Source organism: Variovorax sp. GW822-FHT04E09 (assembly GCF_058800845.1).
Genome location: NZ_JBXAMR010000016.1, coordinates 1 through 25435 on the forward strand (window position 1 = coordinate 1; position 25435 = coordinate 25435).

The 25435-nt window shown below is 71.0% G+C and carries 21 protein-coding genes; 9 read left to right on the top strand and 12 right to left on the bottom strand.

Going from position 1 to position 25435, the window contains the following annotated elements:
- Nucleotides 1-179 precede the first annotated feature (179 nt).
- The 3 genes from phnA to psrA form a co-directional block, all read right to left on the bottom strand.
- Nucleotides 180-1427 carry a phosphonoacetate hydrolase gene (gene phnA, locus AC1RL8_RS30785; protein WP_492687387.1) on the bottom strand — a complete coding sequence of 416 codons (1248 nt, stop codon included), beginning with the start codon at nucleotides 1425-1427 and terminating at the stop codon, nucleotides 180-182.
- A 44-nt stretch (nucleotides 1428-1471) separates the two neighbouring features.
- Nucleotides 1472-2788, bottom strand: a complete 1317-nt coding sequence (locus AC1RL8_RS30790) for an MFS transporter (protein ID WP_095747023.1) — start codon at nucleotides 2786-2788, stop codon at nucleotides 1472-1474.
- A 127-nt stretch (nucleotides 2789-2915) separates the two neighbouring features.
- Complete coding sequence (psrA, locus tag AC1RL8_RS30795; protein WP_492687388.1) at nucleotides 2916-4010, bottom strand: iron-containing alcohol dehydrogenase PsrA; 1095 nt, start codon at nucleotides 4008-4010, stop codon at nucleotides 2916-2918.
- A gap of 175 nt (nucleotides 4011-4185) precedes the next feature.
- Between psrA and AC1RL8_RS30800 the strand changes: the two genes are divergently transcribed.
- The 6 genes from AC1RL8_RS30800 to AC1RL8_RS30825 all read left to right on the top strand — a co-directional run bounded on the left by AC1RL8_RS30800 (nucleotide 4186) and on the right by AC1RL8_RS30825 (nucleotide 9895).
- Nucleotides 4186-5070 (top strand): LysR substrate-binding domain-containing protein, encoded by an 885-nt coding sequence (locus AC1RL8_RS30800; RefSeq protein ID WP_492687389.1) that lies wholly within the window; start codon nucleotides 4186-4188, stop codon nucleotides 5068-5070.
- Between the two features lie 87 nt (nucleotides 5071-5157).
- Nucleotides 5158-6711, top strand: coding sequence for a class I adenylate-forming enzyme family protein (locus AC1RL8_RS30805; protein ID WP_492687408.1), 1554 nt, complete (start codon nucleotides 5158-5160; stop codon nucleotides 6709-6711).
- The gene (locus tag AC1RL8_RS30810) at nucleotides 6712-7839 is read left to right on the top strand and encodes an SLC13 family permease (RefSeq protein WP_492687390.1); all 1128 of its coding nucleotides are present in this window, start codon (nucleotides 6712-6714) and stop codon (nucleotides 7837-7839) included.
- Nucleotides 7840-7877: 38 nt separating this feature from the next.
- Nucleotides 7878-8570, top strand: coding sequence for a helix-turn-helix domain-containing protein (locus tag AC1RL8_RS30815; protein ID WP_492687391.1), 693 nt, complete (start codon nucleotides 7878-7880; stop codon nucleotides 8568-8570).
- 64 nt (nucleotides 8571-8634) lie between these two features.
- The gene (locus AC1RL8_RS30820) at nucleotides 8635-9486 is read left to right on the top strand and encodes a DMT family transporter (protein ID WP_492687392.1); all 852 of its coding nucleotides are present in this window, start codon (nucleotides 8635-8637) and stop codon (nucleotides 9484-9486) included.
- A 79-nt stretch (nucleotides 9487-9565) separates the two neighbouring features.
- Nucleotides 9566-9895, top strand: coding sequence for a hypothetical protein (locus tag AC1RL8_RS30825; protein WP_095747028.1), 330 nt, complete (start codon nucleotides 9566-9568; stop codon nucleotides 9893-9895).
- A 30-nt stretch (nucleotides 9896-9925) separates the two neighbouring features.
- On the opposite strand, the gene AC1RL8_RS30830 is transcribed toward AC1RL8_RS30825, so the two are convergent.
- The 7 genes from AC1RL8_RS30830 to AC1RL8_RS30860 form a co-directional block, all read right to left on the bottom strand.
- The gene (locus AC1RL8_RS30830; protein WP_062482728.1) at nucleotides 9926-10969 is read right to left on the bottom strand and encodes an NADP-dependent oxidoreductase; all 1044 of its coding nucleotides are present in this window, start codon (nucleotides 10967-10969) and stop codon (nucleotides 9926-9928) included.
- A gap of 118 nt (nucleotides 10970-11087) precedes the next feature.
- Nucleotides 11088-11450 (bottom strand): DUF3325 domain-containing protein, encoded by a 363-nt coding sequence (locus tag AC1RL8_RS30835; protein WP_447747628.1) that lies wholly within the window; start codon nucleotides 11448-11450, stop codon nucleotides 11088-11090.
- Nucleotides 11451-11481: 31 nt separating this feature from the next.
- A complete protein-coding gene (locus AC1RL8_RS30840) occupies nucleotides 11482-12120 on the bottom strand; it encodes a DUF4198 domain-containing protein (protein WP_307588223.1) in 639 nt (212 codons plus the stop codon).
- Between the two features lie 58 nt (nucleotides 12121-12178).
- On the bottom strand, nucleotides 12179-14359 hold the full coding sequence (locus AC1RL8_RS30845; RefSeq protein ID WP_492687393.1) for a TonB-dependent siderophore receptor: 2181 nt from the start codon (nucleotides 14357-14359) through the stop codon (nucleotides 12179-12181).
- A 171-nt stretch (nucleotides 14360-14530) separates the two neighbouring features.
- Nucleotides 14531-17029 carry a TonB-dependent siderophore receptor gene (locus tag AC1RL8_RS30850; protein ID WP_492687394.1) on the bottom strand — a complete coding sequence of 833 codons (2499 nt, stop codon included), beginning with the start codon at nucleotides 17027-17029 and terminating at the stop codon, nucleotides 14531-14533.
- 86 nt (nucleotides 17030-17115) lie between these two features.
- Nucleotides 17116-18054 (bottom strand): FecR family protein, encoded by a 939-nt coding sequence (locus AC1RL8_RS30855; protein WP_492687395.1) that lies wholly within the window; start codon nucleotides 18052-18054, stop codon nucleotides 17116-17118.
- Nucleotides 18047-18586, bottom strand: a complete 540-nt coding sequence (locus AC1RL8_RS30860) for a sigma-70 family RNA polymerase sigma factor (protein WP_174543711.1) — start codon at nucleotides 18584-18586, stop codon at nucleotides 18047-18049. Before AC1RL8_RS30860 ends, AC1RL8_RS30855 begins: the two co-directional genes overlap by 8 nt.
- Nucleotides 18587-18765: 179 nt before the next feature.
- Here AC1RL8_RS30860 and AC1RL8_RS30865 point away from each other — a divergent pair, with 179 nt between their 5' ends.
- From AC1RL8_RS30865 to AC1RL8_RS30875, 3 genes are read left to right on the top strand one after another with little or no spacing between them, the layout of a single operon-like run.
- Nucleotides 18766-19959 (top strand): efflux RND transporter periplasmic adaptor subunit, encoded by a 1194-nt coding sequence (locus AC1RL8_RS30865; RefSeq protein WP_492687396.1) that lies wholly within the window; start codon nucleotides 18766-18768, stop codon nucleotides 19957-19959.
- Nucleotides 19956-21932, top strand: a complete 1977-nt coding sequence (locus tag AC1RL8_RS30870; RefSeq protein WP_492687397.1) for a MacB family efflux pump subunit — start codon at nucleotides 19956-19958, stop codon at nucleotides 21930-21932. The genes AC1RL8_RS30865 and AC1RL8_RS30870 overlap by 4 nt, the downstream gene beginning before the upstream one ends.
- Before the next feature lie 8 nt (nucleotides 21933-21940).
- Complete coding sequence (locus AC1RL8_RS30875) at nucleotides 21941-23314, top strand: efflux transporter outer membrane subunit (protein WP_492687398.1); 1374 nt, start codon at nucleotides 21941-21943, stop codon at nucleotides 23312-23314.
- Here AC1RL8_RS30875 and AC1RL8_RS30880 read toward each other — a convergent pair.
- Complete coding sequence (locus tag AC1RL8_RS30880; protein ID WP_492687399.1) at nucleotides 23295-24695, bottom strand: sensor histidine kinase; 1401 nt, start codon at nucleotides 24693-24695, stop codon at nucleotides 23295-23297. The two genes, AC1RL8_RS30875 and AC1RL8_RS30880, sit on opposite strands and share 20 nt — an antisense overlap.
- Entirely contained in the window at nucleotides 24692-25390 is a 699-nt protein-coding gene (locus tag AC1RL8_RS30885) for a response regulator transcription factor (RefSeq protein WP_062478915.1), read from the bottom strand. The genes AC1RL8_RS30880 and AC1RL8_RS30885 overlap by 4 nt, the downstream gene beginning before the upstream one ends.
- Nucleotides 25391-25435: the final 45 nt, after the last annotated feature.

Genomic DNA, 25435 nt, shown 5'->3' on the forward strand with positions numbered 1-25435 from the left:
TCGTCCAGCGTGGCCTTGGGCACGGTGGCGATCACCTCGCCGGTGTACGGGTAGGTGACCTCGATGGTGCGGTCGCGATGGACTTTCTCACCCGCGATGCGCAGGGCTTCGCGGTACACGGTGCCGGGCTTCAGGGCGGCATGGTCAGACTTGCTCATGGAATGCTCCGTCAAATAAGTTCAGGCGGCGGCCACCAGTGGGCCTTGGGCGTGGTTCAGTGCGAGGTCGAGCGCGTCGAAGTTGCGCAGCCGGCGCGTGCTCGCCACGCCCGCGACGGGGCGGTTGCAGATCAGCGGCACCTTCTGCTCCGACACGCCGCCGTGCGAGCGCAGCGGCACTTCGAGCGCCGTGAGGTCGTGGCGCGTGGCCGAGGTGCCGATGACGCTGCTTTGCTCGCTCACCACCACGATGTCGCCGATGCGATCGGGCGGCAACTCGAAGCGCTGCGCGGCCTCCTTGCGCGAGAGCACGAGCTGCATGCCGGGGATGCGCTGGATGCGGTCGATCCAGCCGGGCACCTCGTCTTCGCTGGGCACGTACACGGTGGCGAACGAGCCGAGCGCGCCGTGGTGCACCACGTACGGATCGGTGATCGGCAGGATCACGCGCGCGCGGTCGGGGCCGTACCAGCCGTCGAGCACGTCCTGCAGGTAGATCACGTTCGGCGAACCGTCGGCGCCGTGCTTGTCGTTCATGCCGTGGTCGGCCGTGAGCACGATGGTGGCGCCGAGTGCATCCAGCTGTGCCAAGTAGCCGTCCATCATTTGATAGAAGGCGTTCGCCGCGGGGCTGCCCGGTGCGGCCTTGTGCTGCACGTAGTCGGTGGTCGACAGGTACATCAGGTCGGGGCGGCGCGACTCCATGAGCTTCACGCCGGCGGCGAACACGAACTCCGACAGCTCCGCGCTGTACACCGAAGGCACCGGCATGCCGACCATGTCGAGCACGTTGTCGATGCCGTTCTCTTCCATCGTCACCTGGTCCGACTTCTCGGACGAGAAGCAGATGCCCTTCATCTTGTGGCCCAGCAGCTTGCGCAGCTTGTCCTTGGCCGTGACCACCGCCAGCTTGGCGCCCGCATCGGCAAAGGCCGCGAGCACGGTGCCGGCGCGCAGGTACTTGGGGTCGTTCATCATCACTTCCTGGCCCAGCTCGCGGTCGAAGAAGTAGTTGCCGCAGATGCCGTGCACGGCCGGCGGCGCGCCGGTCACGATCGACAGGTTGTTGGGGTTGGTGAACGAGGGCACGACGCAGTCGGCGAGCAGGTCGGCGCCGCCCTTGCGCATGGCCTCGAGGTACGGTGCCACGCCGGCGGCAATGGCCGCGTCGAGGTACGCGGGCTCGCAGCCGTCGACGCAGACGACGACCACCGGGCGGACCATCCAGCGGTAGCTGCGGCCGTTCACTTCGAGTCGATCGGATTTCATGAAGAGATGCTCCTTGGCAAGTTGGGTGTGTCGGTGCGCGGGCTTCAGCGGCGGATGAACAGCGCGATGAAGGCACTGATGAGGCAGCTGGCCGCGACGATGGGGAACACCACCGAGGTGCTGCCCGAGTGGTCCAGCATCCGGCCGATCAGCGGTTCGCCCAGGCCGGCCAGCAGGTACGAGAAGAAGTTCATGACACCGGTGGCGGTGCCAGCGCGCTTGGCGCCCACGAGGTCGGGGCACAGGGCCCAGAACGAAGAGGCCGGGCCGTAGACGAAGAAGCCCGCCAGGAACAGCAGCCCCAGGCCGAGGATGCTGGTGGGCAGCAGGTACATGCCCATCGAGGCGATGGCGCCCAGCAGCATGTACAGCACGATGGCCTTGTAGCGCTTGGAGCCGAACACCTTGTCGGAGATCCAGCCGTTGGTGAGCGCGCCGAAGGCCATGCCCACGGGCAGCGCCACCGAGATCCAGGCCGGGTCGATCATGCCGTCGGCGGCCTTGGCCCAGTCCTTGCCCAGGAAGTGCACGGGCACCCAGACGATGAGGCCGTAGCGTGCGGCGTTCTGGAAGCCGATGGCCAGCGCGGCGATCATCAGCTTGGGGTTGCTGAGCACGGCCTTGTAGCGCGACCAGGAGCTTTCCTGCGGCTCGCCGTCGGCCACGCCGGCCTTCTCGGCTTCCTGCGGGTTGTTGTTGGCCACGCCGGTGTCGGGCGACTTGAAGCCCAGGTCTTCCGGCCGCTCACGGGCGATCAGATAGAAGGCAATGCCGCCCACCAGCATCAGCAGCACGGGGAGCCGGAAGATCCAGCGCCAGTCCAGGTGCAGCACGTTGACGACGATGATCGAGGTCACGAACGACAGCACCGAGGCGCAGCCGGCGGCGAACACGTAGAAGCCGTAGACCTTGCCGCGCTCGCCCGCGCCCCACCAGTTCGACAGCAGCCGGCTGCCCGGCGCCCAGCCCAGGGCCTGGAAGTAGCCGTTGATGCCCCAAGGAATCGCCAGGCTCTTGAAGCCGACCGCGAAGCTCACAACCCAGTTGGCGGCGCACGAGAGGATGGCGCCGGCGGTCATCACGCGGCGTCCGCCGAACTTGTCGCCCAGGTTGCCGTTGATGGCCTGCCCGACGGCATAGCACCACAGCAGCGAGGTCGAGGCCCAGCCGAGCATTTCCTTCGAGAGGCCGAACTCCTTCTGGATGCCCGGGATGGCGAAGCCGAAGGTCTGGCGCCCCGTGTAGAAGAAGAAGTAACAGAACATGGCCGCCAGCAGCATCCGCCACTGCGCCTTGCGGAACGAATTGTCGAGGGGGCGTGCGTAGGTGCCCGCCTGCAGGATGGGATTGGCCGCTTGCATGGTATGTCTCCTTGTCTTGACGGGCGTGGGGCCCGTGGGGCCGGCTCGATGGCCGGCATGCTGTCTGTCTTGTCTGGCTGTCTTGTCTGGCTGTCTCTGTCTTTTCTCGCTGCGCAGTCCCTGCCTGTCAGGCCAACGCCGCCGCGCCGATGAAGTTCTTGCCGCGCGCCCCGTCCATGGCGCGCGCGATCATGGCCGCCGCTTCGCTGTCCGCCACGCCATAGTCGGCAAACTCGGTCTTCACGCCAAGCCCCTGCAGGAAAGCCCGCAGTCGCTGCGTGGCGGTCGCCAGGTCGGCGCCGAACAGCAGCTGCAGCGTCCGGTCGCGGTCGGGCGAGCGAGCCCAGGCTTTCTCCAGCACGAGGGGCAGCGTGAACGAGCACGCGATGCCGTGGGCCAGGCCATGGCGCAGCGTCATCTCGTAGGAGATGGAATGCGCCAGTGCCGTCTTGGTGTTGGAGAACGCCATGCCGGCCTTCAGCGCGGCCAGCGCCATGCGCTCGCGCAGGTCGAGGTTGCCCAGGTCTTTCAGCAGTGCCGGCAGGCAGTCGAAGATGTCGCGCACGGCCGAGACGGCGAAGGTGTCGGAGACCGGGTTGGCATTCACGTTCCAGATCGCTTCGAGCGCGTGCGACAGCGCATCGAGCCCCGTCGAGACGGTGGTGCCCGCCGGCACCGAGAGCATGAGCTCGGGGTCGACGATGGCGGCCTCGGGCCAGGTGGCGTCCAGGTGCAGCGAGTATTTCTTCTGGTTGCCGGCGTCCCAGATGGTGGCCCAGGGCGTCACCTCGCTGCCGGTGCCGGCGGTGGTCGGCACGGCGATCAGCGGCTTGACGCTGGCGGGCACGAAAGGCTTGCCGGTGGCCAGCAGCGCAACGAGCTCGTCGAACTGCCCGTTGGCCGTGCCCACCATCAGCGCCTTGGCCGTGTCGATGGCGCTGCCGCCGCCGACCGCCACGATGGCGTCGCAGGGCGCGTCCGATTGCCAGAAGCGGTTGTACAGGTCGCGCAGGTGGGCGACGTCGGGGTTGGGACGCACGTCGTCGATCACGGTGACGAGCGCGTCGCCCAGCAGCGCCTGCAGGCGATCGACCAGGCCCAGCCCGCGGGCCTCGGGGAAGGTGACGAGCGCGACGCGGCGGCCCGCCAGGAGCGCGGGCAGCCGTGCGAGGCTGCCTCGCCCGGAATGAATGGACACGGGGTTGCGGTAGGCGTGGGGCATGTTTTTTGTCTCCGGTTTCTGTCTGGGCCGCAGTGTCGAAGCGGCGCACCGGGGCGTCCAATCGCATTTCGCGCGTGCACTCGGTCCAAAACCGATGGATGCCTTCGGGAAAGCCTGCATAGGCGCCGGCGCCGCATCTGAGGGAGGCTCGGCGCACGCCCCTCACGATCGACCCATGTTTCACCAGTACTACAAGTGGATCCGCTGCTTCCACGCCGTCGCCAAGACCGGCGGCTTCACCACGGCCGCGCGCTACCTGCACATCGGCCAGCCCACCGTGACCGACCAGGTCAAGGCGCTGGAAGAGCGCTTCAACGTCGAGCTGTTCCTGCGCAGCGGGCGCGCCGTGCGGCTCACGGCCGCGGGCGAGCAGCTGTATGCGATCACGCAGGGCCTGTTCGGGCAGGAGGAAGAGGCGATGCAGTTCCTGCAGCGTGCCCACAAGCTGCGCACGGGGCTGGTGCGCGTGGGCGCGGTGTCGCCGCCCATTGCGCTGGAGCTGGCGCGCAGCTTCAAGCGCAGCCACGCCGGGCTCGACCTGACGGTGTCGATCGGCTCCGAGGCTTCCACGCTCGGCGGGCTGCAGGACTTCGACATCGACGTCGGCATCCTCGTGGAGCCGCCCGAGATCGAAGGCCTGCACCAGGTGCCGTACCGCGTGGAGCGCATCGTGGCCGTGGTGCCCGCGAAGCACCCGTGGGCCCGCAAGCGCACCATCGCCACGCGCGACATCGCGGGCGAGCCGGTGATCCTGCGCGAGCCCGGCTCCAAGACGCGCCACCGCGTGGAACGCGCCTGTGCGCAGCAGGGCGTGCAGATGAATTGCGTGATGGAGATCAACAGCCGCGAGGCCATCCTGCACGCCGTGGCCAACGGCATGGGCGTGGGCTTCGTGACGCAGATCGAGTGCATTCCGCTGCCCGGCCTGAAGATGGTGGAAATCGATGACGACGAGCTGTCGATCAGCTACTCGCTGTGCTGCCTGGCGGTGCGCAAGGACCGGCCGCTGATCCGCGCGCTGTTCGAGGTGGCGCAGCAGGGCGACGACACGGCCGACTGAGCAGGGTTTCGTCGCGGGCGGCACACCCCGCGGCGGGCTTCTTCGCTATCCTGCCGTCTGGCCTCAGACGAAGGATCGACCTTGAACTTGCACCCCGCCCTCCAGGACGCCGCCGCGCGCGACTTCGGCACCCTTGCCGACCTGGTCCGCCTCCACGCCCAGCACACCCCCGAGCGCCCCGCGCTGGCCGATGCCCAGCAGACGCTGGACTACCGCGCGCTCGACGCGCTCATGGACCGCATCGCCGCCGCCCTGCAGCGCGACGGCCTGCGCGCGGGCGACGCCATCGCCGTCTGCGCCGCCTCGTCGGTGCCCTACGCCGCCGTGTTCCTGGGCGCACTGCGCGCAGGCGTGGCGGTGGCCCCGCTGGCCCCCGGCTCGGCGCCCGCCAGCCTGGCGCGCATGATCACCGACGCCGACGCGCGCCTGCTGTTCACCGACGCCTCGGCCGCCGAAGTGGTCGGCGCCGCGCAGGCCACGGGCCTGCCGCACATCGCGCTCGACGGCTCCAACGTCGGCCGCGCGCTCGACGACTGGCTCGCGGCGCCCGGCACGAAGCCGGAACCCGTCGAGGTGCAACCCGACTGGGCCTTCAACATCATCTATTCGTCGGGCACCACCGGCGAGCCCAAGGGCATCGTGCAGGGCCACGGCATGCGCTGGTCGCACATCCAGCGCGGCGCCAAGTACGAGTACGGGCCCGAGACGGTCACGCTGCTGTCGACGCCGCTGTACTCCAACACCACGCTGGTCGTGTTCTTCCCCACCCTCGCCTTCGGTGGCTGCGTGGTGCTGATGCCCAAGTTCGACGCGCTGGGCTACCTGCAGCTGGCCGAGAAGCACCGCGTGACGCACACCATGCTCGTGCCGGTGCAGTACCAGCGCCTGATGGCGCACCCGCGCTTCGACGCGCACGACCTGTCGACCTTCCGCCACAAGTTCAGCACCAGCGCGCCCTTCAACGCGGCGCTCAAGGCCGACGTGCTCAAGCGCTGGCCCGGCGGGCTGGTCGAGTTCTACGGCATGACCGAAGGCGGCGGCACCTGCATCCTGGAGGCGCACCTGAACCCGACCAAGCTGCACACCGTGGGCCAGCCCGCGCCGGGCAGCGACATCCGCCTGATCGACGAGGAAGGCAACGAGCTGCCGCGCGGCGACACCGAGGTGGCCGGCGAGGTGGTCGGCCACTCGGCCGGCATGATGACCGGCTACCACCGCCAGCCCGCGAAGACGCGCGAGGCCGAGTGGTTCGACGCCACCGGCAAGCGCTTCATCCGCACCGGCGACGTGGGCCGCTTCGACGCCGACGGCTTCCTCACGCTGTTCGACCGCAAGAAGGACATGATCATCAGCGGCGGCTTCAACATCTACCCCAGCGACCTCGAAGGCGTGCTGCGCGGCCATGCGGCGGTGGCCGACGTGGCGGTGGTCGGCATTCCGTCTGAGCAGTGGGGCGAGACGCCCGTGGCCTTCGTGGTGCGCCGCGAGGGCGACGCCACCACCGAAGAGGCGCTGCTGCAGTGGGCCAACGCGCAGGTCGGCAAGACCCAGCGGCTGGCGCGCCTGCGCTTCATCGACGAGCTGCCGCGCAGCGCGATCGGCAAGGTGCTCAAGCGCGAGCTGCGCGACCTGAGTGCCTGAGTGAGCGCATCGCCGGTTGCTGACAATGCCGCGCCGCCCGAACACGGCGGCGGCAACGGCCTGCTGTGGGTGCTCGTGGCCGTCGCGATCGTGTTCGCCTTCGTGCGTCCGCGCGCGCCGATGGACTGGCTGCGGCTGGTCGACTGGCAAACGGTGGGCGCGCTCGCAGGCCTGCTCGCCATCACGCAGGGCGTGGAGAAGAGCGGCATGCTGCAGGCCGCCGCGCGGCGCCTGCTGGCGCACACGCACAGCCAGCGCGGGCTGGCGATGGCGCTCACGGCCACGGCCGCGCTGCTGTCGGCGCTGGTGACCAACGACGTGAGCCTGTTCCTGCTGGTGCCGCTCACGCGCGTGCTGGCCGTGCAGGCGCACCTGCCGCTGGCGCGGTTGGTGGTGCTGCAGGCGCTGGCCGTGAACGCGGGCTCGGCGCTCACGCCCATCGGCAATCCGCAGAACCTGTACCTGTGGCACCGCTCGGGCGAGAGCTTCTTCGGCTTCATGGCCATGATGGGTCCGACCGTGGCGATCATGCTGTTCTGGCTCTTCGTGGCCGTGTGGTGGCTGGTGCCGCGCACGCCGATCGCGCTGCGCGAGGAGACCGAGGCCGCGCCCGTGCAGCCGCGCCTGCTGGCGCTGGCCGGCGTGCTGTTCGTCGGCTTCGTGGTCGCGCTCGACCGCCACTGGCTGCTGCCCGGCCTGGGCGCGGTGTTCGGCGTGCTGCTGCTCACCTACCCGCGCGTGCTGCGCGGCATCGACTGGGCCTTGCTGGCCATCATCGCGCTGATGTTCGTCGACCTGCGCCAGGCCGCCGAGCTGCCCGCCATCGCGGCGCTGCTGGGCCACTGGCCCATCGGCGAGGGCTGGCGCGCCTACCTGGCGGCCATTGCCGCTTCGCAGGTCATCAGCAACGTGCCGGCGGCGATCCTGCTCGACCGCTACGTGCACGACCTGCCCGCGCTGGCGGCCGGCGTGAGCGTGGGCGGCTTCGGCTGCGTGCTGGGCTCGCTGGCCAACCTCATCGCGCTGCGGCTGGCCAAGCTGCCGCACGGGCTGCGCGAGTTCCACCGCATCAGCATTCCGTTCCTGCTGGTGTGCGCGGCCTCGGCGCTGCTGCTGCGGCTGGGGTGATGACAGGCGGCGGGGCGGCGCGGACAATCGGTTCCGCCATGCACACGCCCGCCCCTGTCCTCTCGCTGCGCGACTACACGCCATCGCGCGGCAGCCACGCGCACGACCACTTCCAGGTGCTGCTCGGGCTCGACGGCGTGCTCGAGATCGAAGTCGAAGGCCGCGGTTCGGGCATCGGCACGGGCCAGGCCCAGGTGGTCGCGCCCGGCGACCGGCACGACTTCGAGGCCCGGCGCGGCGGCAGCGTCTGCCTCGTGCTCGACACCCCGCATGCCCCGTGGGCGCGTTGCGTCGAACAGCCGCCGGCCGATGCGCCCCGGCTGCACGCGCTGGCCCGCTACCTCGCGCACTGCCTGCAGCAGCCGCAGCACGCAGCGCTCGCCCTGCAGCACGGCCCCGCACTGCTGCTCGAGGCCTGGGGCGCCGTCGCCCCGTCGGTCGCCGACACGCGCCGCCGCCGCATCGACTGGCCGGCCCTCGCGGCCTGGGCGCAGGCGAACTGGCACCGGCCGCTGGGCGTGGCCGACCTGGCCGAGGTCGCCTGCCTGAGCCCCAGCCAGTTCGCGCAGCGCTGCCGCGAGGAACAGGGCCGCAGCGCGATGCTGTGGCTGCGCACGCTGCGGCTGGCCCACGCGCGCGAACTGCGGCTCGAAGGCCTGAGCGTGGCCGAGACGGCGCGCCGCACGGGCTACCGGTCGCCGTCGGCGCTCACGGCCGCGCTGCGCCGCTGACACCGTCGTTGCGCGACGACGCACCGTCGGGCCGCGACGAGTGCTGGGCGTAGCCTCGACCGCCATGCCCGCCACCTTCTACGCCCTGCTCGCCATCGCGCTGTGGGCCACGCTCGCCACCTTCGGCACCGCGCTGTCGCACCTGCCGCCCTTCCTGCTGACCGGGCTGGCGCTGATCGTCGGCAGCGTGCCGAGCTGGCCGCTGGTGCTGCGCGACCGCCGCGCCTGGCGCGTGCCGCCGCGCACGCTGGCGCTCGGGGTGTACGGGCTCTTCGGCTTTCACTTCCTGCTGTTCATCGCGCTGCGACATGCGCCGCCGGTCGAGGCCAACCTCGTGAACTACCTCTGGCCGCTGCTGATGGTGGTACTGGCGCCGGTGCTGCTGCCGGGCGTGTCGCTGCGCCCGCTGCACGTGGTGGCGGCGCTGCTGGGCTTTGCGGGCGCGGCCATCGCGATCCTCGGTGCGCGCAACGGCAGCGCAGCACTTCCCGGCGCGCCCGCCACGTACTGGGGCTTCCTGCCGGCGGCCGGCTCGGCCTTCATCTGGGCCAGCTACTCGCTGTGGACGCAGCGCGTCACGCCCTTCCCGACCTCGGCCATCGGCCTGTTCGGGCTGGTGTCGGGTGCGCTCTCGCTGGCCTGCCATGCGCTGCTGGAGCCGTCGGTGGCGCTGTCGGCGAAGGACGGGCTGCTGGTCGCGCTGTGCGGCCTGGGCCCGCTGGGCGCGGCCTTCTTCGTGTGGGACATGGCGCTCAAGCGCGGCGACGCGCGGCAGATCGGCATCCTGAGCTACCTCACGCCGCTGGCCTCCACCGCGCTGCTGCTGGCCGTGACCGGCCGGGCGCTCACGGCCAGCATCGCGCTGGCGGCGGCGCTGATCATCTCGGCCGCCGTGATGGGCACGCGTGCGAAATGAGACAAATCAGGGCGATGCCCGACAGAGCTTGTCGTTTTTTGTGGCTAGAGTGGAGGCTCAGGAAAAAGGAGTCACCCCCATGGATCAGAAGAACAACAAGACCGAGGATTTCGAGATCACGCCCAAGCTGGTGTTCGACATGAACCTGGCGCTGTACCTCGACCTGGTGGCCGCGCTGGAGGGCGCGGGCGCCGTCACCTACCGGCAGATGGCGGCACGGGTCCTGAACATCAGCATGGACGCCCGCACCGACGGCGACACCAACCTGTCGACCGTGCTCGAAGGCATCGCCCAGGGCTTCGCAGGCCACGGCGACGGCCTCTCGATCGAACTGCTGAAGGCCGCGCGCGGCCTGCGCGAGGACGATGCGATGGGCGACATTCCGATGCGGCCCAACCTGGACGATTGAGGTCCGGGGCGCCGAGGCGCCCCTTTTTTGTTACTCCTCGGCGACTTGAAGTACGAGCTTGCCGAAGTTCTCCCCCGCGAACAGCTTGTTCAGCGACTCGGGGAAGGTGTCGAGGCCCTTCACGACGTCTTCCTTGCTCTTCATGCGGCCGTCCTTCAGGTAGCCGGCCATCTCGGCGATCGCGATCGGGTAACGGTCGGCGTAGTCGAACACCACGATGCCTTCCATGCGCGCGCGGTTCACCAGCAGGCTCAGGTAGTTCTTCGGGCCGGCGGCCGGCATGCTGTTGGCGTTGTTGTACTGGCTGATGGCGCCGCAGATGATCACGCGGGCCTTGCGCGCCAGGCGTGCCAGCACGGCGTCCAGGATGTCGCCGCCGACGTTGTCGAAGTAGATGTCCACGCCCTTGGGGCAGTGGGTCTTGAGGCCTTCGCGCACGGCGCCCGCGCCGGCCTTGTAGTCGATGCAGGCGTCGAAGCCCAGCTCCTTCACCACCCAGTCGCACTTGGCGGCGCCGCCGGCGATGCCGACCACGCGGCAGCCCTTGATCTTGGCCAACTGGCCCACGGTCTGGCCCACGGCGCCGGCCGCGCCCGAGACGACGACGGTTTCGCCGGCCTGGGGCATGCCCACGTCCATCAGGCCGAAGTAGCCGGTCATGCCGGGCATGCCCAGCACGTTGAGCCACTGGGTGATGGTGCCCACGCGCAGGTCGACCTTCACGAGGCCGTTGCGCTTGATCTGGTCCTGCGGGATCAGCATGTATTCCTGTACGCCGAGCGTGCCGTACACGGTGTCGCCCACGGCGAACTGCGGGTTCTTCGAGGCCACCACGCGGCCGATGCCGCCGGCGCGCATCACCTCGTCGATGGCCACGGGCGGGATGTAGCTCTTGGCGTCGTTGAGCCAGCCGCGCATGGCGGGGTCGAGCGACAGCGACAGCGTCTTGACCAGCACGCCGCCCTCGTCGGGCTGGGCCACGGGCTCGGTGCTGAAGCGCCAGTGCTCGCGCGTGGCCGTGCCCTCGGGGCGCTTGGCAAGACGGACCTGGTGGTTGGTGAGGGCGCTGCTCATGGTGTCTCCTTGATGGGTGAATGTGCCGGGCATCGGCGACGCAGCCGCATCGTAGTCGCGGGCCAAGACCCCGCGCGTAGCGCAGGCGACAGCCCGCGCGCACCCTTCGGGCGCCCTGCTATGGAAGCAGGAGCAGCCCGTACGCCGCCGCCGTGGCGACGCCCAGCACAGAGGCCACGGCGCCGACGCGCCGCGCCCAGCCGGGCCGGTAGCTCACGAGGCCGACCACCACGAGCGCGGCGGCCGTGAGGGCGCCCAGCCACAGCACCCAGCCCATGGCCGGCCCGCGCAGGCGCAGCGCGGCGACCAGCGACAGCCCCAGCAGCGCCGCCCCGCCCAGCTGCTGCCAGGGCCGCGACGGGCCCGGCGTGCGGCCGCGCCCGTGGGCGTCTTCGTAATGCCGGTCCATCGCCAGGCTCAGCGTGACGAAGCCGCCGAGCGCGGACGCGAACAGGGCGCACACCAGCGCGAAGGTGCTCATGGGCAGCACCCCCGCGCCGGAAGCCCCACCCTCACCGGACGACGAAGCTCAGCGTGGCGACGTGGCGCGTCTGCGTGTAGGGCTTGCCGTCCCAGGTGCCCTTGCCGTCCTTGTCGGTGTGGTTCACCTCGACCACGTACTGGCCGGGCCAGGGCGTCTGCAGCGTGACCTGGCCGGCGTCGTCGGTGGTGAACTTCTTCTCCCACTTGGGCGGGCCGAACACGACCACCTCGGCCTTGGGCAGCGGCTTGCCCGCCAGCAGCAGCGTGAAGCTGTTGCTGTTGGCGGCCTGCGGCACGAGCTCGAGCGTGTGGCGCGCGACGGTTTCGGTGCGACCGGTGCGCGCCTGGTAGAGGCTCGCCACGCCCTTGTCGCTGACGTAGGCGCCCACGAGGCGCGCGTCGCCGCTGGCGTCGGCCTTGACCACGAAGTGGTCGGCATGGCGCGTGGCGGGCGTCTGCTTGCCGTCGGCGGCGATGCCGCGCGGCGCGCTGACCAGCTTCAGGTGGCCGGCCTCGGTCTCGCGCAGGTCGTCGGCCCATTCGCCGAAGTAGGCCTTGGCCTCGCCGCCTGCGGCGGGTTCGAGCCAGACGAAGTGGGCGTGCGCGGCGCCCGAGAAAACGAACGCGGCCGCCGCGAGGGTGGCAAGGGAGAACAGGGGTTTCTTCATGGTCGATGCTCCAGGTGGTAGTGATGGCATGGTTGAGACGGAATGGGAGACGGCTTGTTCAGAACTTGGCGCGCAGGGTCAGGCTCACGTTGCGCGGCTCGCCCCAGAACACGCTGTCGTAGAAGCCCACGTTGCGGTAGTACTTCTTGTCGAAGACGTTGCGGATGTTCAGCTGCGCCGTGACGTTCTTGTTGATCTCGTAGCTGGCCATGAGGCTGAAGACCGCGTACGCCTTCTGCGAGATGCGCGGCAGCGGGTCCTTCATGCTGAACAGCGGCGGCTGCCCATACCACGACTCGCCGTAGATGCCGCTTTGCGCCGTCATGTCGCCGCCGACCTTCAGGCCGCGCCAGGCGCCACTGAAGCGGTAGGCGGTCGACAGGCGCAGCAGGTGCCTGGGCTGGTTGGGCACGGCACGCGCGCCCTTGGCGGTCTTGGCATCGAGGTACGTGTAGCCGGCGGCCACGTTCCAATCGGGCGTGATCTGGCCCGACACGTCGAACTCGAGGCCGCGCGCCGTTACGCCGTCGCCGCTGGCCACGTAGGCCTGGCCGCCGTCGGGCAGCCGGAAGCCGGCGGGCACGCTGCGGTCGAGCTCGGCGAGGTTCTTCTTCTTGACCTGGAACACGGCCGCCGACGCATTGAGCGCACCGCCGAAGTACTCGCCCTTCACCCCCAGCTCGGCGCTGGTGCCGGTCTCGGGCGCGAGGTACTGGTCGTTGCGGTCCTTCGAGCTTTGCGGGTTGAACAGCGTGGTGTAGCTGGCATACAGCGAGTGGCGCTTGTCCAGGTCGTAGACCAGGCCGACATACGGCGTGACCTCGTCCTTCGCTTCCGACTTGCCCGTGGTGCGCGTGTACTGCAACGCCGTGTTGTAGGCGTGCGTGTATCTGCGGTAGTTGCTCACGCGCGCGCCGACGATCACGCTCAGCGGGTCGGTGAGGCTGAAGCGGCCCGCCACGTAGCCGCCGTTGAGCTGCGTGAAGCCCACGGTCTTGGAGCCGTCGGCCAGGAAGATCGGGCGCGGGATGTTGCCGGTCCACGTGCGGTAGTCGGGAATCGACGCCGAATACGGCACGATCGAGCGGCCGCCCGGCGACGTGTAGGTCTGGTTGCCGCCGTTCCATCCGGCGATGAAGGTGTGACGCCGCCCGAACAGGTTGAAGGGGCCGGTGGCATAGAGGTCGAAGTTGTCGTTGACGTACTTGCCTTCGCCGTAGTTGCCGGTCCACAGCGACATGCCCTGGCCCGTGAAGCGGTTGGGGTAGCCGGCGCCGCCGTAGGCCACGGTGGTGTTGTTGGCGCTGGTGGTGCGCGCATAGCCCAGGTGCACCTTCCAGTCGTTGTCGAAGCGGTGCTGCAGCGAGACGAAGGTCGTGTGCTGCTTGTTGGCCCAGGTGCTCCAGGGCGTGCTCAGGCTGGTGTTGCGCGGCAGGTTGGCGAGCGAACCGTCGTGGTTCCAGTACGGAATGGCGCCCCAGGTCGCGCCCGTGGGCTTGTTGTCCTGGAAGTCGATGCCGGCGGTGAGCAAGGTGGAGCGCGTGAGGTCGGCCTCGACGATCACCATGCCCACGGTTTTTCGCTCGTGGTACAGGTCCATGTACGAGTCGCGGTCCTGCCAGGCCAGCGCGGTGCGCGCGCGGATGCGGCCGTCGGTGGTGAGCGGCACCGACAGGTCGACCTCGGCGCGCTTGTGGTTCCAGCGCCCGTAGCTGAGCGAGGCGCTGCCCTGGAACTCGCGCGTGGGGCGCTTGCGCACCGAGTTGATGGTGGCCGACGGGTCGCCCGTGCCGCCCATGAGGCCGGTGGCGCCGCGGATGACCTCGATGCGGTCGTACAGCACGGTGTCGGACAGCGGCGAATTCGGGCCGCGCGGCATGCCGTCGATCTGGAAGTTGTTGATCGAGAAGCCGCGCGCCGAGTAGTTCACGCGCTCGCTGTCGGCCTGCCCGACCATGATGCCGGTGGTCTGGCCCAGCACGTCGTCGATGCGGGCGCTGCCCAGGTCGTCCATGCGCTCGCGCGTGATCACGGTCACCGACTGCGGCGTCTCGCGGATCGACAGGTCCATGCGGGTCGCGGTGGAGGCCTGCTCGGCGGTGTAGGAGCGGCTGCCCTCGGTGCGACCGCTGCGGTCGCCCGAGACGGTGACCTCGGACAGCGCCGCGCCGCTGGCGGCGGGCTGTTGTTGCTGCTGCGCGCTGACGACGCCGCAGCAAAGCAGGGCGACAAGGGCCACGGGAGACCGCCGGAAGCGGGCGCGTGAAAACGAATGCTGGTTCATGGCATGAAGAAAGGGGGCGACCCGACCCGGGAGGTCGGCAACGCCCGTTGGCAAGAGATGGCTAGCGACGCACCCGCCCGCGAAGGGACCGGCAGCGACCTGGCTGCGGAGAAAAAACGCGGTGCGTCAGTAGGTGCCGCGCAAGGTCACGAGCAGGTGGCGCGGGGCGCCGTAGAAGCTGCTGCTGGTGCTGGTGCGGTAGCGCGTGTCGAAGACGTTGTTCAGCGCCACCGACACGGCGAGGTGCTTGTTGATCGGGTAGCGCGCCATGAGGTCGAGCGTGGTGTAGGCCCGCTGCGTGAAGCGCGCATGGCCCGAGGGACCCAGGCCTGTGCTGTAGGTGTCGCTCTGCCAGTTCAGGCCGCCGCCCACCGTGAGGCCGTTGCCGATGCTGGCGATGCGGTAGCTGGTGAAGAGCTTCAGCAGGTTCTTCGGCACCTGCGTGTTCAGGCGCCGGCCGGCCGCGTCGCGCGCCACGCTGTGCGCAAAGCCGCCGCCGACCTGCCAGCCGGGCAGCAGTTCGCCGGCAATTTCAAATTCGTAGCCGCGCGTGGTCGTGCCCTTGGCGGCGCGGTAGGCGGCCGAGCCGTCGGGCGCGAATTCGTTGTCCAGGCGCACGGCGAGGTTGTCCTGCTTCACCTGGAACACGGCGGCGCTGAGGTTGAGCCGGTCGTTGTGGAACGCGCCCTTCACGCCCGCTTCGTAGGCGTGTCCCTCGAGCGGATCGAGGTAGGTGCCGCTGCGGTCCTTGCTGGCCTGCGGCTTGAAGATGCTGGTGTAGCTGGCGTAGGCCGACCAGTGCTTGTCGAGGTCGAACACCACGCCCGCGTATGGCGTGACGACGCCCTTCTCGCTGCGCGTGGTGAGGGTGGCGGCGCGCTGCAAGGGGACGGTGCGCGTCACGTCCTTCCAGTCGCTCGCGCGCGCGCCGACGATGACCGAGAGCGCGTCGGTGGGCCGCAGCCGCACCGTGGCATAGGCGCCCGACTGGCGCGTGGCCGTTTCCTGGCGGCCGGTCACGGGCTGCTGCGGCTGGGCCGGCAGGTCACCGTTCCAGGTGTTGAAGTTCGCGATCCACGGATCGAAGCCCGCCACGTTCCAGCCCGCGTACAGCGGCGCGTCGCTGTGCGTGCGCGAGGCGTTGTAGCCCAGCACCAGCTCATGCCGCCGGCCGAAGAGTTCGAAGGGGCCGCTGGCGTACAGGTCGAATGCGTTCTGCACCGGCACCGCGTTCCAGCGGTTCGTCCACAGGCCGAGCCCCGCCCCCGTGGCGCGGTCCATGTAGCCGCGCAGCGCGTAGCCGATGACGTCGTCGTAGGCGCGGCGCGAGCGGTTGAAAGCCGCGTGCACGGCCCAGCCGTTGTCGAAGCGGTGGTCGAGCGCGGCGAAATACTGGCGCTGGTCCTGGTACGAGTGGGCCCAGCGCGCGGCGGCGCTGCGCGAGCGGCCGTAGTCGGCCTCGGTGCCGTCGCTGAAATGCAGCGGCAGGCCGGCGCGCGCCACGCCGTCGTTGTCGTGTCGTTGCAGCTCGAAGCCGGCGCTCAGGCGTGTGCTGCGCGCGAGGTCGGCTTCGACGATGCCGTAGAACAGGCGCTTGTTCTCGTGGTGACGCTCGATCCACGAGTCGCCGTCCTGCACGGCCGCGACCACGCGCGCGCGCACGCGGCCGTCGGCGGTGACGGGCCCGCCGATGTCGAGCTCGGCGCGCTGCCGGTTCCAGGTGCCCGCGCTGAACGAGGCGCTGGCCTGCAGCGCGTTGCCGGGGCGCTTGCGCACGAGGTTGACGGTGGCCGCCGGCGTGCCCACGCCGTTGAGCAGGCCGGTGGCGCCGCGCACCACCTCGACGCGGTCGTAGAAAGCCAGGTCACCCGTCTGCAGCAGCCAGGTGCCGGCCTGCGGGATGCCGTCGACCTGGTAGTTCTCGACCTCGAAGCCGCGCGCATAGACGGCGTTGGCGTCGGTGCCGGCGTTGCCGCTCTGCACGAAGCTCAGGCCGGGCGCCTGGCGCAGCACGTCGCTGATCTGGCCCAGGCCCTGGTCGTCGAGGCGGTCGCGCGTGAGCACGCTGACCGACTGCGGCGTCTCGCGCAACGAGAGCTCGAGCCGCGTCGCGGTGCCGATCGCGCCGTCGGTGGTGTAGGAGCCGGTGCCTTCGGTGACGGTGCCGGTGTCGCGCCCGCCGGTGACCGTGACCTCGGTGAGGGCGCCGCCGGCAGCGGGTGCTTCGGCCTGCGGCTTCGGGCCCGGCGGGCGCTGCGCCGCGACGCGCAGCGCGTAGCCGCCCGAAGCGCCGCGCACCGCTTCGAGGCCGCTGCCTTCGAGCAGCTGCAGCAGCGCCTCGCGCGCCGTGTAGCGGCCCTGCAGCGCGGGCGCGCGCTTGCCGCGCACGACCTCGGCATCGACACCGAGCAGCAGCCCCGTGCGCACGGCGAGCGCGGTCAGCGCGCTGCTCAGCGGCTGCGCGGGCTGGTGCCACTCGAAGGCCGCATCGGCGGTGGGCGCTTGCGCGGCGGCCGGCACGGCGAGCAGCACCAGGCTCGCGAGCGCGAAGGCGCGGCGCAGGCGATGCCAGCGCCGCACGCGGGCGTGCGCGGTCTCGGTCGGGTCTGCTGCAGGTCCTGTCATGGTGTGGTGAATCTCTTTTCACCACCTATGACAAGCGGGCACGGGAAACGGGTAGCGGCGCGCGCGGAAAAAGTTCGCCCGCCCGGTCACGGCGGCGCCGTGGTCGTCACGCGCACCAGCCACGGCGACAGCGTCGACACGCGCAAGCTCGGCAGCGCACTGGCGAGCAGCGCGAGCGCGGCGTCGCTCTGCTGGATCGGCAGCACGCCGGTGAAGCGCAGCGCGCCCAGGGCCTCGTCGTCGGCCAGCAGCAGGCCGGGCCGGTGCCGGCCGAGCTGGCGCAGCACCTCGGCCACCGGCGCGTCGTCGAATACCAGCCGGCCCTGCGGCCAGGCCAGGCCGCCGGGCGCGGCGGGCACGGTGTCGGTGGTGACGCCGCGGCGGTCGAAGCGCACCTGCTGCCCCGCCTGCACGTCGACCCAGCGGTCGTCGCCGCCGTCCAGCGGCTGCACGCGCACGCGCGATTCGGTGACGGTGACAAGCGTGTCGCTCGCCTCGCGCCGCACGGCATAGCGCGTGCCCAGCGCCTGCGCGCTGCCGTCGCGGTCGACCACGGCGAAGGGCTTGTCGCCGTGCGCGACCTCGACGAAGACCTCGCCGCGCAACAGCTGCACCCGGCGCACGCTGCCGGAGAAATCGATGTCGATGGCCGAGTCGCTGTTCAGCGCGACGCGGCTGCCGTCCTCGAGCGTGAGGTGGCGGATCTCGCCGGCGCCGGTGCGTTCATCCGCCAGCCAGGCCTGCCACGGCATCGCGGCGCCCGCCACGAGCAGGCAGGGCAGCAGCACGAGCGCGCCCAGCGCCTGGCGCGAGAGGCCGCGGCGCGCAGGCTGCGGCGCGGGGGTGTCGGGCGTGACCGATTCCCACATGCGGCGCATCTCGGCCAGGAGCCGCGCATGGCGCTCGTCGAGCGCGCACCACGCGGCGCAGGCGGCGCGCGTGGCGTCGTCCACGCTGTCGTCGGCGAGGGTCACGGCCCACAGCGCCGCCTCCTCGCGCAGGCGCTCGGCGGCCGCGTCAGGCATGGGCCGGGGCGTCGGCGCTTTCCGTCTCGGGCACGGCCGCGGCCATGCGGCCGTGGCAATGCGCCAGCACCTTCGCGAGGTACTGCTTCACGCGCGTCTCGGACACGCCCAGTTCGGCCGCGATCTCGCGGTACGAGCGGCCTTCGACGCGCGCCATCAGGAAGGCAGTGCGGCTCTTCACGTCGAGCTCGGTCGCCAGCAGCGCGAGCACCTGGCCCAGCAGCTCGCGCGCGCAGGCCTTGTCCTCGGCGCTGGGCGCGCAGGCGTCCTCGGCCATCAGCGCGACGGTGCGCAGCACCTCGGCCTCGACCTGCATGCGGCGAAAGCGATTGATCATCAGCCGGCTGGCCACCACCTGCAGGAAGGCGCGCGGCTGGCGCAGCACCGGCTGCTGGGGCAGCTCGATGAGGTTGAGAAAGGTGTCGTGCGTGAGATCGGCCGCGGTGAAGCCGCAGCGCAGGCGGCCCAGCAACCAGCTGCGCAGCCAGCCCTGGTGGTCGACGTACAGCTGCCGGACTTCCGGATGGGACATGGTGTGAAGGGGCATCGCGGGCAGCGACGCAATTGAGAGTTATTCTCATTATAGATTTGTAAAGTTTGTCCTGTCCCCCGAAACGTCTCATTCCGCATGAGGCACCGCGCGGGCTACCCGTTTCCGCGCCTCGCACGTCTTAGCAGCATGACCCTCGCTTTCTTCTGCAGGGACGCCCGGTGACGGCGCCCGCTTCCCGTTCGCGCGCCGGCACACGCCTGCGCATCGCCGCCTTCGCGGCGCTGGCCCTGGCCGCCGTCGCGGTGGCCTACGTTTGGGCGAGTCCGCGCGACCCCGGCTGGGACACCGCCGTGCTGCGCCGCGGCGACATCGAAAGCAGCGTGACCGCCATCGGCACGCTGCAGCCGCGCCGTTATGTGGACGTGGGCGCGCAGGTGTCGGGCCAGATCCTGCGGCTGCACGTGCAGCCCGGCGACGCGCTGAAGAAAGGCCAGCTGATGGTGGAGATCGACCCCAGCGTGCAGCAGGCCACGGTGGACGCCGGCCGCGCCTCGCTCGCGGGGCTGCGCGCGCAACTGGCCGACCAGCACGCGCAGCACCGCCTGGCGCGCCAGCAATTCGCACGCCAGCAGCAGATGGCCGCCGAGGGCGCCACGCGCGCCGAAGACGTGCAGACCGCCGAAGCCACGCTGGCCTCGGCGGCCGCGAAGATCGCGCACCTCGAAGCCCAGATCGCCCAGACCCAGGCCACGCTGAAGGCCGACGAGGCGCGCCTGGGCTACACGCGCATCTACGCGCCGATGGCCGGCAGCGTGGTCTCGGTGCAGGCGCGCGAGGGCCAGACGCTCAACGCCACCTACCAGACGCCCGACATCCTGCGCGTGGCCGACCTGTCGAGCATGACGGTGTGGACCGAGGTCTCGGAAGCCGACGTGCGCCGCGTGAAGCGCGACATGGCCGTGTACTTCACCACGCTCGGCGCCGACCGCCGCCGCTGGGAAGGCACGGTGCGCCAGGTGCTGCCCTCGCCGCCCGTGGCCGCGGGCAAGAGTGGCGGCGACGCGCCGCAGGCCCCGGCCGCCAGCAAGGTCGTGCTCTACACGGTGCTGTTCGACGTGGACAACGCCGACGGCGAGCTCATGCCGCAGATGACCGCACAGGTGAGCTTCGTCGCCGCCTCGGCGCGCAACGTGGTGGTGGCGCCACTGCCCGCGCTCACGGCCGTGAAGGGCCAGGCCGGGCGCTTCACCGCGCGCGTGCTCGGCCCCGACGGCCAGCCCGCGCCGCGCGAGGTGCGCATCGGCGTGCGCGACCGGCTCTCGGGCGAGGTGCTCGAAGGCCTGGCCGAAGGCGAACGCCTGATCACCGGCGAGCGCGCGGCCGGGGGCGGCACGCGGAAGTTCCAGCTGTGAGTGCGGCCGAGACAAAGACGCCCCCGCTGATCGCGCTGCACGACCTGCGCAAGTCCTACGGTGGCCACGACGGCGCGCCGGCCGTCGAGGTGCTGCGCGGCATCACGCTGGAGCTGCATGCGGGCGAGTTCGTCGCCATCGTCGGCAGTTCGGGCTCGGGCAAGTCGACGCTGATGCACCTGCTCGGCTGCCTCGACCGGCCGACCGGCGGGCGCTACCTGTTCGCCGGCCAGGACGTGGCCGGCATGGACGCCGACGCGCTCGCGCGGCTGCGGCGCGAGGCCTTCGGCTTCGTGTTCCAGGGCTACCACCTGATCTCCACCGAGTCGGCGCAGGAGAACGTCGAGATGCCCGCCATCTACGCCGGCGCGGCGCCCGCCGAGCGCGCCTCGCGCGCACGCGGGCTGCTCACGCGCCTGGGCCTGGGCGATCGGCTGGGCCACCGGCCGCACCAGCTGTCGGGCGGGCAGCAGCAGCGCGTGTCGATCGCGCGTGCGCTCATGAACGGCGGGCGCATCGTGCTGGCCGACGAGCCCACCGGCGCGCTCGACTCGCGCAGCGGCGAAGAGGTGATGGCGCTGCTCGACGAGATGGCCGCCGCCGGCCACACCGTGATCCTCATCACGCACGACCGCGAGGTGGCGCAGCGCGCACGCCGCGTGATCGAGATCCGCGACGGTTGCATCGTGTCGGACAGCGGGCGCGCGCCCGTTGAAGCGCTGCCAGAGCCGCGTCCCCGGCCCTCCCCTGCGAACACAGCCGACGCCGCCGACACCCCGCGCGCCCTGCTCTCCGAGCTGCACGAGGCGCTGCGCGCGGCCTGGCGCGTGATGTGGATCCACCGCTTTCGCACTGGCCTGACATTGCTGGGCATCGTGATCGGCGTGGCCTCGGTCATCGTGATGCTCGCGGTCGGCACCGGCTCGCAGGAGGCGGTGATGAAGCAGATCTCGCTGTTCGGTGCCGACAAGATGTACGTGGCCGCCATTCCCGACAGCGCGCGCGGGCGCGGCGGCAAGCTCACGCTGGCCGACGTCGACACCATCCGCGGCCTGCCCAACGTGCGCGTGGCCATGCCCTACATCGAGGGCTTCGTGGTCGCGCGGCGCGGCAACGTGGACCACCGCACCGAGGGCGGCGGCGCCACCACCGACTTCGAGCAGGCGCTGAAGTGGCCGACCGCGCGCGGCATCTTCTTCGACGAGAGCGACGAGCAGAGCCTGGCCAAGGTCGCGGTGATCGGCGAGCGCGTGCAGGCCGCGCTGTTCGCCGACGGCACCGACCCGGTGGGCCAGCGCATCCTGCTGGACAACGTGCCCTTCGACGTGCTGGGCGTGCTCGCCGCCAAGGGCGCGGGCGGCGGCCAGGCCAGCGAGGACGAGCGCGTGATCGTGCCCTTCTCCACCGCCGCCGCGCGGCTGTACGGCAGCAACCACCCGACCTGGGTGGCGGTGGCCGTGCACGACGTCGACAAGGCCTCCGAGACGGCGGCGGAAATCGTCGAGGTGCTGGCCGCGCAGCGCCACGTGCGCGACGTGCAGGTGTTCAACCAGACCGAGTCGATCAAGGCACGCGCGCAGACCCAGCGCACCATGACCGTGATGCTCGGGCTGATCGCGGCGGTGTCGCTGGTGGTCGGCGGCATCGGCGTGATGAACGTGATGCTCATGACCGTGCGCGAGCGCACGCGCGAGATCGGCATCCGCATGGCCACCGGCGCACGCCAGCGCGACATCCTTCGGCAGTTCCTCGTCGAGGCGGTGCTGGTCACCGTGACCGGTGGCGTCGCGGGCGTGGTGGGCGGGCTGCTCGTGGGCGCCGCGCTCATCGTGTGGAGCGTGCCGGTGATCTTTTCCCTCACGGCCATCGCGGGCGCCTTCGGCTGCGCCGTGCTCACCGGCCTGGTGTTCGGCTTCATGCCGGCCCGCAAGGCCGCCGCGCTCGACCCGGTCGCGGCCCTGTCTTCCGAATGACGACTGCCATGACGCGCCTTTTCTTCTCTCCCGCCGCGCTGGCCCTGGCGGCGCTGTTGCTCGCGGGCTGCGCGACGCCTTCGACCGATGCGCCTGCGCGCACACCGCCTGTCGCCGATCCGTGGTGGACCGGTTTCGGCAGCACCGAGCTGCCGGCCTTCGTCGCCGCGGTCGATGCCGGCAACCCCGACGGCGATGCCGCCGAAGCGCGTCTGCGCCAGGCCGAAGCGCAGGAACGCATCACTGGCGCCTCGGCCTGGCCCGAGCTGTCGGCCACCGCCGATGTGCAGCGCCAAGGCCGGCTCGGCGGCAATGCGAACGTGAGCGGCAACCGGCGCGCGCTCGGGCTCGATGCGCGCTACGAGGTCGACCTGTGGGGCCGCCTGCGTGCACAGCGCGACAGTGCCGGCGCCTCGCGACAGGCCAGCGCCTTCGACCGCGATGCGGTGCGGCTCGCACTGCGCGCAGGCGCGGGTGCGGCCTGGCTCGAAGCGCTGGGCCTGCGTGAGCGCACGGCCATCGCGCGGCGCAGCCTGGACGATGCCGAACGGCTGCTGCAGCTGGTCGAGGCCCGTGCGCGCGCGGGCGCGGCCTCGCCGCTCGAGCTTGCGCAGCAGCGCGGCATCGTCGCGTCGCAGCGGCGCACGGCCGCCACGCTGCACCAGCAGTCGCGCGCGGCGGACATCCGCATGGCGCGCTGGCTCGGCCAGGCCGGCAGTGAGGTGCGGATCGCGGCCACCAGCCTGCAGCAGCTCGCGCTGCCCGCGGTGGACGCCAGCCTGCCGGCCGACCTGCTCGCGCGCCGGCCCGACATCGCACGCGCCGAGGCCGCGCTGGCCGCGGCCGATGCGGACGTGGCGGCGGCGCGCGCGGCGATGTTCCCCACGCTCACGCTGAGCGCCGGCCTTTCGGCGGCGGGCCCGCGTTTCGGCACGCTGTTCGATCACCCGGTGTACAGCCTGGCGGCGGCGCTCGCGGCACCGGTCTTCGACGGCGGCCGGCGCGCGGCGGCGCGTGACCTGTCGGCTGCGCGGCGCGAGGAGCTGCTCGCGACCTACCGCGCCGCCACCGTGGCCGCCTTCACCGACGCGCTGACCGCGCTCGACGCCGTGGCCGCGCTCGACACGCAGCGCGCCGCACAGGACGAGGAACTGGCACAGGCCGAGCGCGCGCGCACGCTCGCCGAATCGCGCTACCGCGCGGGCGCCGAGACGCTGCTCACGCTGCTCGATGCGCAGCGCACGCTGTTCGCCGCGCAGGACGCACGCGCGCAGCTGCTGCAGGCACGCTTGCAGGCCAGCGTGGCGCTGTACCACGCGCTCGGCGGCGGCTGGTCTGCCGAAACGGCAGCCACCACGCGCCTCAGCCGAACCGCACGCTGATCTGCAGGCCCGGGTGCGCGTTGCGCACCGTGAGCCGGCCGCCGTGGGCTTCGGCGATGAGCCGGCACAGGTACATGCCCAGGCCGACACCGCCGGTGGCGCGCGCCCGCGCGCCGTCGGTGCGATAGAAGGGCTCGGTCAGGCGTTCGAGCTGCGCGTCGTCCACGCCGGGACCGAAGTCGCGCACCTCGAGCTCGGCACCGCCGTCGGCCGGCGCGCGCAAGCTCACGGTCGGTGGCTGCGGTGCGCCGGCGCTGTAGCGCAGCGCGTTGTCCAGCAGGTTGCGCACCATCAGGCGCACGCGCATGCGGTCGACGGCCTGCGGCACCAATCCGTCCGCGAGGTCGAGTTGCACGGCCTGTGCGCCGGGCATCTCGGCCACGATCTCGCGCACCAGCGCGGCCAGGTCGACCGGCTCGCGTTGCAACGCGGCATGCGGGCTCGCGAGGCGTTCGCTTTCGAGCAGGTCGCTGATCAGGTCGCGCATCTCGTTGAGGTCGCGCAGCAGTGCCTCGCGCTCGGCCTCGCCTTCGGGCGTGGCAGGCAGCAGCTCGGCGTTGAGCCGGGCCCGCGTGAGCGGCGAGCGCAGCTCGTGGCTCAGCGCCAGCAGCAGGCCGCGCTTGGCATCGAGCATGGCCTGGATGTCGCTGGCCATGGTGTTGACGCGCTGCGCGAGGTCGCCCAGGTCGTCGTTGCGGCGGATCGGAATGGGCTGCGTGAACTCGCCGCGGCCGAAGCGCTGCGCGCCCTCGCGGATGTCGATGAGCGGACGCAGCAGCCGGCTCACCAGCGCGTAGGCCACCACCACGAGCAGCAGCAGCACGCACAGCGTGGTCCAGCCCGCCGCGCGCGGCGCGAGCTGCCACAGCCGGGGCGCCCAGCCGAAGATGACCTTGTGCCCGTCGGCCGTGGGGCGCACGAACCAGCGCTCGGTGGAGAACATCGACTCCTCGCGGTCGCGGTCGTAGAACCAGCCGCCGCGCGCGTGCATGTCGTTGCCGGGGTTCGACTCCCAATTCACGCTGGGCCCGGTGATGCGGATGGTGATCGGCAGCCGGTCGACCAGCGCCTGCGCGCGCACCGTGTCGGGCGGCGTGCCGAGTTCGGCGACGAGGCGGTCGGCGTAGTCCATCAGCATCGGCTGCGCGGCCTCGGCCCAGGTGCTGGAGAACGAGCGCTTCATGCCGCCCACGAACACCGCCGCCATCACGAGCGCGAGCACCACGAACATCATCACGATGCGCACGCGCACCGAGCTGCGCCAGCGCTGCTGCATGTGCGCGTGCATGCGCGCGTGCCAGTGCCGGCGGCGCTCCTTGCCGGGGCACAGGCCTTCGTTGTCGGCGGGCACGGCGCCTGCGCGCCTGCGGGGAAATCTCATGAAGACGGCTCGCCCGGCGCCACGGCCAGCGCATAGCCGGCGTTGCGCAGCGTCTTGATGCAGTCGAGCGGCTCGAGCTTCTTGCGCAGCCGGCTCACCACGATGTCGACCGCGCGCGTGAAGAGCTCGGCCTCGTGGCCGCGCAGCCGGTTGAGGATGTCGTCGCGGCTGAACACCTTGCCGGGCTCGCCGGCCAGCAGCGCGAGCAGGTCGAACTCGGTGCCGGTGAGTTCCACGCGCTCGCCGTGGCGCAGCACCTGGCGCCGGTCGAGGTCGATCGAGAGGCCGTCGAACACGCGCAGTTGGGCGTTGGCGGCGGCGGCCGCCGGCGCGCTGCGCTGGCGGCGCAGGATGGTCTGCACGCGCGCCACGAGTTCGCGCGGCTCGAAGGGCTTGGGCACGTAGTCGTCGGCGCCGAGTTCGAGGCCGACCACGCGGTCCATCACCTCGCCGCGCGCGGTGAGCATCACGATGGGGATGTCGCTTTCCTTGCGGATCTCGCGGCACAGCTCGAAGCCGTCCATCTCGGGCAGCATGACGTCGAGGATGGCCGCGTCGTAGTGCCCCGCACGCAGCTTGGCGATGCCTTCGCTCGGGCGCTTGGCGCTGTCGAGCGTGCAGCCGAAGCGTGCGAAGTAGGTGGTCAGCGGCGCGGCGAGGTGTTCGTCGTCGTCGATCAGCAGGATGCGCGGCATGGCGGGATTGTGCCTCCTGGCAAAGAGAGCGCGAATGGCAAGGCT

Bases quoted from the DNA above. Each gene is read 5' to 3' on its own strand.
- phnA (WP_492687387.1), bottom strand. From the start codon at position 1,427: ATGAAATCCGATCGACTCGAAGTGAACGGCCGCAGCTACCGCTGGATG.
- AC1RL8_RS30790 (WP_095747023.1), bottom strand. From the start codon at position 2,788: ATGCAAGCGGCCAATCCCATCCTGCAGGCGGGCACCTACGCACGCCCC.
- psrA (WP_492687388.1), bottom strand. From the start codon at position 4,010: ATGCCCCACGCCTACCGCAACCCCGTGTCCATTCATTCCGGGCGAGGC.
- AC1RL8_RS30800 (WP_492687389.1), top strand. From the start codon at position 4,186: ATGTTTCACCAGTACTACAAGTGGATCCGCTGCTTCCACGCCGTCGCC.
- AC1RL8_RS30815 (WP_492687391.1), top strand. From the start codon at position 7,878: ATGCACACGCCCGCCCCTGTCCTCTCGCTGCGCGACTACACGCCATCG.
- AC1RL8_RS30820 (WP_492687392.1), top strand. From the start codon at position 8,635: ATGCCCGCCACCTTCTACGCCCTGCTCGCCATCGCGCTGTGGGCCACG.
- AC1RL8_RS30825 (WP_095747028.1), top strand. From the start codon at position 9,566: ATGGATCAGAAGAACAACAAGACCGAGGATTTCGAGATCACGCCCAAG.
- AC1RL8_RS30830 (WP_062482728.1), bottom strand. From the start codon at position 10,969: ATGAGCAGCGCCCTCACCAACCACCAGGTCCGTCTTGCCAAGCGCCCC.
- AC1RL8_RS30835 (WP_447747628.1), bottom strand. From the start codon at position 11,450: ATGAGCACCTTCGCGCTGGTGTGCGCCCTGTTCGCGTCCGCGCTCGGC.
- AC1RL8_RS30840 (WP_307588223.1), bottom strand. From the start codon at position 12,120: ATGAAGAAACCCCTGTTCTCCCTTGCCACCCTCGCGGCGGCCGCGTTC.
- AC1RL8_RS30850 (WP_492687394.1), bottom strand. From the start codon at position 17,029: ATGACAGGACCTGCAGCAGACCCGACCGAGACCGCGCACGCCCGCGTG.
- AC1RL8_RS30855 (WP_492687395.1), bottom strand. From the start codon at position 18,054: ATGCCTGACGCGGCCGCCGAGCGCCTGCGCGAGGAGGCGGCGCTGTGG.
- AC1RL8_RS30860 (WP_174543711.1), bottom strand. From the start codon at position 18,586: ATGTCCCATCCGGAAGTCCGGCAGCTGTACGTCGACCACCAGGGCTGG.
- AC1RL8_RS30875 (WP_492687398.1), top strand. From the start codon at position 21,941: ATGACGCGCCTTTTCTTCTCTCCCGCCGCGCTGGCCCTGGCGGCGCTG.
- AC1RL8_RS30880 (WP_492687399.1), bottom strand. From the start codon at position 24,695: ATGAGATTTCCCCGCAGGCGCGCAGGCGCCGTGCCCGCCGACAACGAA.
- AC1RL8_RS30885 (WP_062478915.1), bottom strand. From the start codon at position 25,390: ATGCCGCGCATCCTGCTGATCGACGACGACGAACACCTCGCCGCGCCG.